The 8,533-nt window shown below is 50.1% G+C and carries 9 protein-coding genes; 4 read left to right on the top strand and 5 right to left on the bottom strand.

What is annotated here, in order from left to right:
• Positions 1 to 214: 214 nt before the first annotated feature.
• The 3 genes from ACKFKH_RS30645 to ACKFKH_RS30635 all read left to right on the top strand — a co-directional run bounded on the left by ACKFKH_RS30645 (position 215) and on the right by ACKFKH_RS30635 (position 3,455).
• Positions 215 to 2,104, top strand: a complete 1,890-nt coding sequence (locus ACKFKH_RS30645) for a lipoxygenase family protein (protein ID WP_446862168.1) — start codon at positions 215 to 217, stop codon at positions 2,102 to 2,104.
• A 127-nt stretch (positions 2,105 to 2,231) separates the two neighbouring features.
• Complete coding sequence (gene cynS, locus ACKFKH_RS30640; RefSeq protein ID WP_446862167.1) at positions 2,232 to 2,672, top strand: cyanase; 441 nt, start codon at positions 2,232 to 2,234, stop codon at positions 2,670 to 2,672.
• A 93-nt stretch (positions 2,673 to 2,765) separates the two neighbouring features.
• A complete protein-coding gene (locus ACKFKH_RS30635) occupies positions 2,766 to 3,455 on the top strand; it encodes a cation diffusion facilitator family transporter (protein ID WP_446862166.1) in 690 nt (229 codons plus the stop codon).
• A gap of 242 nt (positions 3,456 to 3,697) precedes the next feature.
• On the opposite strand, the gene ACKFKH_RS30630 is transcribed toward ACKFKH_RS30635, so the two are convergent.
• From ACKFKH_RS30630 to psbQ, 4 genes are all read right to left on the bottom strand, one after another.
• On the bottom strand, positions 3,698 to 4,894 hold the full coding sequence (locus tag ACKFKH_RS30630) for an alpha/beta hydrolase (protein ID WP_446862165.1): 1,197 nt from the start codon (positions 4,892 to 4,894) through the stop codon (positions 3,698 to 3,700).
• Between the two features lie 18 nt (positions 4,895 to 4,912).
• Positions 4,913 to 5,485: a DUF924 family protein gene (locus tag ACKFKH_RS30625; protein ID WP_446862164.1), complete on the bottom strand. Its 573-nt coding sequence runs from the start codon at positions 5,483 to 5,485 to the stop codon at positions 4,913 to 4,915.
• A 215-nt stretch (positions 5,486 to 5,700) separates the two neighbouring features.
• Positions 5,701 to 6,186: an allophycocyanin subunit alpha-B gene (apcD, locus tag ACKFKH_RS30620; protein WP_446862163.1), complete on the bottom strand. Its 486-nt coding sequence runs from the start codon at positions 6,184 to 6,186 to the stop codon at positions 5,701 to 5,703.
• 116 nt (positions 6,187 to 6,302) lie between these two features.
• Positions 6,303 to 6,824, bottom strand: a complete 522-nt coding sequence (psbQ, locus tag ACKFKH_RS30615) for a photosystem II protein PsbQ (RefSeq protein WP_446862162.1) — start codon at positions 6,822 to 6,824, stop codon at positions 6,303 to 6,305.
• A gap of 78 nt (positions 6,825 to 6,902) precedes the next feature.
• On the opposite strand from psbQ, the gene ACKFKH_RS30610 reads away from it, so the two are divergent.
• Entirely contained in the window at positions 6,903 to 8,099 is a 1,197-nt protein-coding gene (locus tag ACKFKH_RS30610; protein ID WP_446862161.1) for an HhoA/HhoB/HtrA family serine endopeptidase, read from the top strand.
• Between the two features lie 9 nt (positions 8,100 to 8,108).
• On the opposite strand, the gene ACKFKH_RS30605 is transcribed toward ACKFKH_RS30610, so the two are convergent.
• The gene (locus tag ACKFKH_RS30605) at positions 8,109 to 8,450 is read right to left on the bottom strand and encodes a DUF760 domain-containing protein (protein WP_446862160.1); all 342 of its coding nucleotides are present in this window, start codon (positions 8,448 to 8,450) and stop codon (positions 8,109 to 8,111) included.
• Positions 8,451 to 8,533 lie beyond the last annotated feature (83 nt).

Here is an 8,533-nt window from a genome sequence, read left to right as displayed (position 1 = left end):
AAGTCCCTCACTCGTGGGGGATCTAGGGGGCGTTCCTGGATCTAAAAGCGAAGCGAAGCGTTCATCGAACTGACGTTCTATTAGATCAAATTGTCTGGCGATCGCCGCGCCCAATATTTTTGGTTAATCGCATAAAACTACCCGTTTACGTGTGGGTACAACTCAAAATAGCTAAGGTACGATCTCTGCGACCCAATCTTCACTGGAGTCAACCATGCCCCATATCTCGCCTGAACAGCAGCAAGGACACTATCGCTACGACCCAACTCAGCTTTATGAGGCTGGATCTGCTCGTATCTTTCCTCACGCCGGACAAGATGGCGCTGTGCAGTACATTTTGTCTGAGCTGCGGCGCAATTTAGTCCAACAAGGACAACTTTCTCAGCCGTTGACCGTGCTCTTAGAGCAGTTTGAGGCTGGAACGCGCACTCTCGAAGAAACTTGGGCGAAGTTGACGACGCTATTAGTCGATTTTGAGATCTTCCAGTCGGGGTTGTTTAACTTTAATCTGCCGCCCGATGAACCGTTTAATGTCGATTTTGTGCGCTTGCGGCGAGAAATGGGAAAAGCCCTCACAGCGGCAAAAGAGGCGGCCGAAGATAGTTTGCCAGGGTCTCAGCGATCGACGTTTTACCAAACCCTCGAACAGCACGATCGCCCCCGTCCCAAAGTGGTTGAGATTCACGAGCGAGACGGCGGATTGAGGGATCAAGAATTTGCGTATCAGCGGCTGGCTGGCCCTAACCCAATGTCGCTGCGGCGAGTGATGGATCGCGCTGAACTACATCGTTGGCAAGCGTCTTGTGTTCGGTCAGATGGAGAAGCAATAGACCTCGAACAGGTTGCTGGTCAAAATCGGTTGTTTGTACTGGATTATCCCGCCCTTCAGTTTGCTCCCGCTGATTTGCAGGTGGGTCGGTATGTGGGAAGTCCAAAAGCGCTTTTTTACCAGGGATCTCAGGGGTTGGAGCCGTTGCTGATTCAGTTAGAAACTGGGGGCAAAATTACAGCGCCGGGGGAGGCGGATGAGTGGATGCGATCGAAGCTTTATGTTCAGGTGGCTGACATTACGCAGCATGAGTTGTTGACGCATCTGTGTTTTACGCATTTGGCAATGGAGGCTTTTGCGATCGCTACTCCACGCCAGCTACCCGCCAATCATCCATTTTCTCGCTTGTTGAAACCTCACTTTCGATTTTTGTTGGCGATCAACACGCGGGGCAATGCTATTTTGCTTGGAGAAGGGGCGGCCATTGATAAGCTGATGGCTCCGACTCGTGGGGCTTCGCTGGCGTTGATGAATCGCGCCTATCGAGAACGTTCTTTTGAGTCCTATGCTTATCCTCAAGATCTGAGCGATCGCGGAGTCGAGTCAGAATTTTTACCAGAATATCCCTATCGAGATGATGCGCGGCTGTTGTGGGAAGCGATCGAGCGTTACGTGACGACTTATCTAAACCGATATTACGAGGACGATCGAGCCGTTCAGCAGGATCTTTACCTCCAAAACTGGGCAGCAGAATTGGGGGCACCGTTGAATACTCGCTCCAAAGATGAATTTGCCCAAGCACCAGGTTGGATTCCTCAAGACATTGCCGCTCAGGTTGGGTTGTCAATTGAAGAACTACCCGATTTTCCTAGAGTGCCAGGGTTTCCGACGAGCCAAAATCCGGGGGAGATTAAGACATTGCAGCAGGCGATCGCCGTCGCGACTCAGGTGATTTTTACCTGTAGTGCCCAACATGCTGCGGTCAATTTTAGCCAGTTTGATTACTTTGGCTACGTTCCCAATGCGCCGCTGGCTGCCTACACTCAGCCGGATGTTCCCGCTTCTCTCAAGCAACTATTGCCGCCGCCTGAGCAAGAATTGGGTCAAATGGAACTGACGTTTGCCTTGAGTGGAGTGCTCTACAGCCGTTTAGGAAACTCGGATGTAATGGAGTTTGCCGATTTGGGTGACGTGAAAATTTTGCACCAGTTTCAAACAGAGTTGCAGGCGATCGAGCAGGAAATCTCAACTCGCAATCATCAGCGTCTGAGTAAATTTGGCGCTGATTATCCTTATCTGCTCCCTTCTCGCATTCCCAACAGCATCAATATTTAAGTAGGCGATAGGAGGAAAAGGCAGGGCAACTCTTTCGCCTCCTATCTTTGTAACTTTGACTACAATTCACAGCGCTATCCTCGACTACAACTGAAGCCGAAATAACCTGAGTGGTAGGAATTTTTCCATGACGATTTCAGACATCACTGAGAAACTGCTGGCGGCTAAAAAAGCGAAAGGGTTGAGTTTTAGCGATCTAGAAACGACGATCGGACGCGATGAGGTCTGGATTGCTGCACTGTTTTACCGTCAGGCCAGTGCCTCTGAAGACGAAGCGACAAAACTACTCACCGCACTAGGACTCAGCCTCGACCTGGTATCAGAATTAACCGCTTCCTCCGTTAAAGGATTAGGGCCAGTCGTGCCCACCGATCCCCTAATCTACCGCTTCTACGAAATCATGCAGGTCTATGGGATGCCCATTAAGGAAGTGATTCACGAGAAGTTTGGCGACGGAATCATGAGCGCGATCGACTTCACGCTGAATATCGAAAAAGAAGCTGACCCAAAGGGCGATCGAGTCGTGATTACCATGAACGGCAAGTTTCTTCCTTACAAAAAGTGGTAGCTGGGCGCGATGGCGAGAGAACAGGGTTTAATGAAGACTGGAACCGGCCTCGCCTGCCAACGGTCTTCAAGCTGTAAACGTTTCTCTTTGCACATGCATCAACATTCTGAAAACTGTGATTGTCACACCGCCAATTCTCAAACCAAACAAAAACAACTGGCGATCGCCCTGCTGCTTGTCGGCAGTTTTGCGGGTGTAGAGTTAGCCGTTGGGCATTCGAGCCACAGTTTGGCGCTGGTTGCAGAATCGGGACACCTCGTTTCAGACTGTTTTGCGCTGCTGCTGGCGCTGTTGGCGACTCGGATTGCTCAGTCTCCGCCCAAATGGGGTTGGCTCGGAGAAGGTGAAATTTCTCTCGTTGAAGATCGCTCGATCGAGACTTGGGCCGCGTTGATCAATGGCATCGGTTTGGTCGTCGTTGCCCTGCTGATCGGTTGGGAGTCTCTTAATCGGTTACAAATTCCCTCAGTCGAGATTGCGAGTCAGCCGATGTTGATCACCGCGATCGTCGGACTGGTTGTAAACGGATTCAACATTGCACTTCTCCATCAAGGCAGTGACCACGATTTGAATCTGCGGGCCGCTTTTCTACATGTCGTAGCGGATGCGCTGGGGGCGATCGGAGTCATCTTGGCGGCGATCGCGGTAACGCTGTGGCACTGGAACTGGGCGGATGGGGCAATTAGTTTAGCGATCGCGTTCCTAATTTTGCTGTCTGCGATTCCGCTGATCACCCAAAGCTGGAAACTGCTGCAACAAGCTTCTGTGAGATTGAAACTGTAAGTTGAAACTGTAAACAGACGTGAATTCGATGGAGTTTTTCCGCTCCGTTATTCAGCACTTCAGCCCCCCAATTCTGGGGGACTTTTGGACAAGATCTCTCGTTCAAAGTCCCCCAATTTTGGGGGATTTAGGGGGCTGAAGCCGATTGAAACGAAATGAGTCACTCTCATCGAACTGACGTTAAACAGTGGCAACGGAGCGAACTCAAATCAATCACCTCCGTTGCCAGCTTCATTAAATTCCTATGCCGCCGGGACAGTCGGGAGGTCTGCGTTTTGCTCTAAGTTGCTCATGTTGTTCACATCCACCTTTCCTGTTGTCAAAAAGCGGAAGGTTTCTTGATAGAGACTCTGCCAAAAACGGTTGCTCATATTCTGACTCACCTCAGTTGGGTCAACCATTGGGTGCGGCACCAAGGCATCGGGTGGGTAGAGATAGAAGGCATTGCCATTGTCTTCACCGCCAATTTTTTGATAGAAATCCTTGTTGGTGTCAATGTCAGCAGCATCTTCGTTCTCAGTTAGCACCAGAAAGGTTGGAATGTTTTGCAGCGACCCCTCGCGGGTACCTCGAAGAGCGCGCACACTCTGATGACTCAAAACCACACTGCTGCCAAAGCGATCGGCTGCTGTCAACGCTCCCACCGGAAAGCGCAAATTAGCGTCCCAGCCTGATTCACTGATATCCAACGGCCCAGCTAGATTGATGTACTGTCTGCGTTCTTCGCCGTAAATTTTGAGCAACGGGGCGTAGGCAACGGTCTGCTTGATGCGATCGGGGCGAGAAGCAGCCAACCCTAATGCGACGGCCCCCCCAACTGATAAACCGACCGTGTAAACATTCCCTGGCATTGCGTCCAATTCGGTCAATCGTGCCTGTGCGTCTGTCAAATATCGACGATGAGAAGACACATAATATTTGTCAAAGTCGGGATCGTCGGGCAGCGCGATCGACTGCATAATATCCATCAAATTTGGCTCTAGCAGCAACAATCGAGCCATCAACGCCATCTGCTGCAATTTATTGGGGCGCGTAAAACTGCTGGAATTGTTGGCGATGTTCTCAAAATATTTCTTGAGAACGGGATCTTGCTGAACCTTTTGCTTAAGAGGGACGGCGTACTCTGGCTTGAGATCGACCTGACACCAGTTGCGATCGGGATTAATTAACGGATGTCCCGCGATCGAGGGTTGGTAGACATTGAAGCCATTTTTGAAGAGATAATCCGCCAGTCGCCACATCTGATGAGGTTTTGCGCTGAAGCCGTGAAAAATCATCACCGTCCCGCGAATCGGTTTTCCTGGCTCGTGAAGTAGATAGTAAGGATAAGCACCCACTCGGCGATCGGGGTTGGCATCAAGGCTCTGAACGTAGCGGTCGATCGCTTGCTTAGTCTTGGCAATCTGGTCTGCGTTGGGGGCAATGGATTGAGATGTCATAGTAATCAGTTGGATAATTTAGAAAGATGACCCTGGCTGCTTGAGAAACTCAACTTCTTGGGGAGTTGAAGGGCGATCAAGAATCTGATTGCGGTGAGGAAATCGCCCAAAACGCTCAATCACATCTCGATGACGAATCGCGTAATCATAGGTATCTCGCAATACTGGATCATCAACAAATTGGTGAAATAGAGACACAGACTGATGTTGATGCTCTAGATCTTCGCTGTGTTCGAGGGGCATGTACAGGAAAAATCGCTGAACTGGGGGAAGTGCTTGGTCAAATCCTTGCGAGAGGGCCGTCTGCGTAACAGATAACGCTTTGGCATCGGTTGCAAAAGATTTTGGCTGACCTCGAAACAGATTGCGCGGAACCTGATCCAATAACAAAACCAGCGCTAGACAGCCTTGGGGCGACTCTAACCAGGTGTCAAGTTGACCCTGAGCGGCTTGCTCGTAAGTTGATTGGAACGGTCTCACCTGCTCATCAAACTCCGGATTTTTGATGAACCATTCTTTCCGATAGTTAAATTGCCCATCCTCAGCAATCTCACCGAACCAGAAGTTTAGAATTGCTTCAATCTGAGACATCGTTAGAGACATCAAACACTACTTCACCATTTTCGGAAAAAATAATAGAAATGCCGTCTAAACAATCAATTCTTAATCAAACTGTTTCGAGAAATGAGTTGAATAGGCTTGGAAATAAAAAATTATCCCTACGATCGCCGGAAGCTTTGACAGAGAATTAGCCAAAAATAGCGTCGATCGCAGGGATGCAATTGTATTTGATTGTACAGTCAGGGTTAGGACATGCCCTGGATGATGAAGTCGAAGTAGGGAGCCGCTTCTGCTGCATCTTCGGTACTCAGGAGGGCCGTCGAGGCTTCTTTGAGACAGCGAATTGCCTCTGCCATCCCCGGAACTGGGACACCCAGCGCGTTGTACATTTCGCGTGCGCCGATCAAACCGATTTTCTCGATCGGACTGGTTTCGCCTGCTAACACTCCATAGGTCACAAGGCGCAGATACCAGCCATAGTCACGCAGACAGAGGGCACGTTCGCGATTGCCGTAGGCATTACCACCGGGGGCGATAAAGTCGGGGCGCTTTTTCCACAACTTTTTGCTGGCTTCTTCAACGATCTTCTTTTCGTTGCTCGACAGGGTGGCGGCGATGCGAGTGCGCTGCTCTCCAGTCAGAAAAAATTCTCTTATACCTTTTAACTCGCCGCTCGTTGGATAACGAAGTTCGTCGTCGGCTTGCAGAATGACTTGGCTAACTACGCTCATATTTTATTGCGGGATCTCAGAATTCATTCTGTAGTGTAACGAGTTTGGGGGCCGTAAAGAAAGGGTAATTTCTGAATAGACTTGGACAAAACGTTACATTCGGACTGAAATCAAATCTAGCCTTTGGGGATCAGTTGAAAGAATGCATCAAAGTTCTGGATTGCCTCACCATAGTTGCGAACGGCCAGCTTATAGTCTGCGTTTTCTGCTGCTCGATCGATCGCTACCAGATTATCAAACACGTCTTTAGCAACCGTTCGCGCTGGCTTTTGGGCATCGGGCAGCAAGTCACGCACTACGGCACTCATTTTGACGCGCAGTTCGCCGAGCGGGCCGTGAATGAAGTTGCGAACAAATGTCCAATCCTCTTTCTGAATCAGCGCTTGTAGCTCCGACATGCGATCGCGCATTGTAGCCACGTCACTCGCATAGGTTTGAATTTCTGCAATCTGTTCGGGAGTGTAGGTCGGAGTCTTGGTTTTGGTTTTTGCCCATGCAGGACTACTCAACCCAATCAAAAAGACTGCCGCGATCGCCAAAACTGAAGCCAAGAGAGACCGATATTTCGCCATAACATTCAACTTGATCACTAATCGATAAACCTGTCCGTGTAAAGAAGTGTATCCCAAAACGGACATCGGATTGAGACAAACTCCAGATCGCTACGCTCCTCTTAAATTCGAGTTAAAGTATGGCTGTATAGCGCGTTCAAGACTATGGTTCTCTCCTTTAAGCAACTGGCGATCGGCTCCTCTTTGTTGGCAATTGGAGGGGGGGCAGCCCTGATCGGAACGCATTATTTGAGCGATCGCGCGGGTCAAAATTTACCATCTGCTCTACGAGCGATCTCGGCTCCGCCCAGCAAGATTACGCTCTCGGCTGACGGCACCAATAATTCAAACTTTATTGCGGCGGCGGTGGAGAAAGTCGGCCCGGCAGTTGTGAGGATTGATTCGGCTCGGCGGGTTAGTAGTCAAGTCCCCGAAGCGTTTCGCAATCCGATTTTTAAGCGGTTTTTTGGCGATCAGCTTCCTGCTCCCGAAGATCGAGTCGAGCGGGGAACCGGATCGGGATTCATTCTTACCAATGATGGTCGTCTGATTACCAATGCCCATGTGGTGGCTGGCTCAGACACGGTTGAAGTGCGGCTCAAGGATGGGCGATCGTTTGAGGGGCGTGTGGTGGGCGTTGACCCTGTGACGGATCTGGCGGCGGTCAAAATTGATGCAACCAGCCTACCGACGGTGATTTTGGGCAAATCTTCGACGCTGATTCCGGGGCAGTGGGCAATCGCCATTGGTAATCCGCTTGGACTTGACAACACGGTAACAGCGGGCATTATTAGCGCAACCGATCGCTCTAGCTCTCAGGTCGGCGTTCCAGATAAGCGAGTCAATTTTATTCAAACAGACGCAGCGATTAATCCAGGCAATTCGGGTGGCCCGTTATTGAACGATCGCGGGGAAGTCATCGGGATCAATACGGCGATTCGGGCGGATGCTCAGGGGTTAGGGTTTGCAATTCCGGTTGAAACTGCCAGACGAGTAGTTGAGCAGCTATTTACCAAAGGGCGCGTCGAGCATCCCTATTTGGGCATTCAAATGGTGGATTTGACTCCGACCATTCGCGAAGAGTACAACCGTGACAAAGAGGCTAATGTGAAGGTCAATCAAGATCAGGGCGTTCTGATTGCACGAGTTTTGGAAGGCTCCCCGGCGGCGCAGGGTGGACTCAAGCAGGGAGATGTGATTCAAAAAATCAATGGAGCGTCTGTCAAAACGGCTTCTGATGTCCAGGCGCAGGTTGAAAGCAGCACGATCGGGACTCCTCTCGACGTGGAGGTAATTCGCAACAATCAGAGCCAAACCTTCAAAGTGCGGCCGGGTGCTTTTCCTGCCAATCAGCAGAATTGAGGCTGCACACTAAGAGGAAGAATCCATCACGCTTTCTTCTAGCGCCATCCGCTGCTCCATCTGACTGAGAAAATAGCCCGTCAGCATGGCAGATCCCAAAAGGTTCGCAAGATTTTCGCGATCAGTCGTAATCTTTACCCCAAATCCTTCGGAGGGCAAAACTCCAACCAGTCCTTGTACATTGTGAGAAATCACCTGCTTGACTTGAGGACTAACCGAGCGAGCAATCCGTTCTAAGACTTCGGGAGGCTGCTCTTGCAGGTAAGTCAGTAGCGCATTGATTTCATCTGATTCTTCATCGGTACGGAGAAATTTAGCACGATCGGAGTTAAAGGCCATGTGGTTTTGCAAATACCAATTCCCCTATTCTGGCACCAGATCCCAAAAGGGTGAACGCTCAAAATGAAAGGATAAAAATTCCCCATCCCACTTCA

The organism is Phormidesmis sp. 146-20, assembly GCF_052939475.1.
This window is presented reverse-complemented; position numbering and strand designations above follow the sequence as displayed.

What these genes read in the sequence shown, in the direction of transcription:
- ACKFKH_RS30645 (WP_446862168.1), top strand. Translation starts at nt 215, where the DNA reads ATGCCCCATATCTCGCCTGAACAGCAGCAAGGACACTATCGCTACGAC.
- cynS (WP_446862167.1), top strand. Translation starts at nt 2,232, where the DNA reads ATGACGATTTCAGACATCACTGAGAAACTGCTGGCGGCTAAAAAAGCG.
- ACKFKH_RS30635 (WP_446862166.1), top strand. Translation starts at nt 2,766, where the DNA reads ATGCATCAACATTCTGAAAACTGTGATTGTCACACCGCCAATTCTCAA.
- ACKFKH_RS30630 (WP_446862165.1), bottom strand. Translation starts at nt 4,894, where the DNA reads ATGACATCTCAATCCATTGCCCCCAACGCAGACCAGATTGCCAAGACT.
- ACKFKH_RS30625 (WP_446862164.1), bottom strand. Translation starts at nt 5,485, where the DNA reads ATGTCTCAGATTGAAGCAATTCTAAACTTCTGGTTCGGTGAGATTGCT.
- apcD (WP_446862163.1), bottom strand. Translation starts at nt 6,186, where the DNA reads ATGAGCGTAGTTAGCCAAGTCATTCTGCAAGCCGACGACGAACTTCGT.
- psbQ (WP_446862162.1), bottom strand. Translation starts at nt 6,824, where the DNA reads ATGTCCGTTTTGGGATACACTTCTTTACACGGACAGGTTTATCGATTA.
- ACKFKH_RS30610 (WP_446862161.1), top strand. Translation starts at nt 6,903, where the DNA reads ATGGTTCTCTCCTTTAAGCAACTGGCGATCGGCTCCTCTTTGTTGGCA.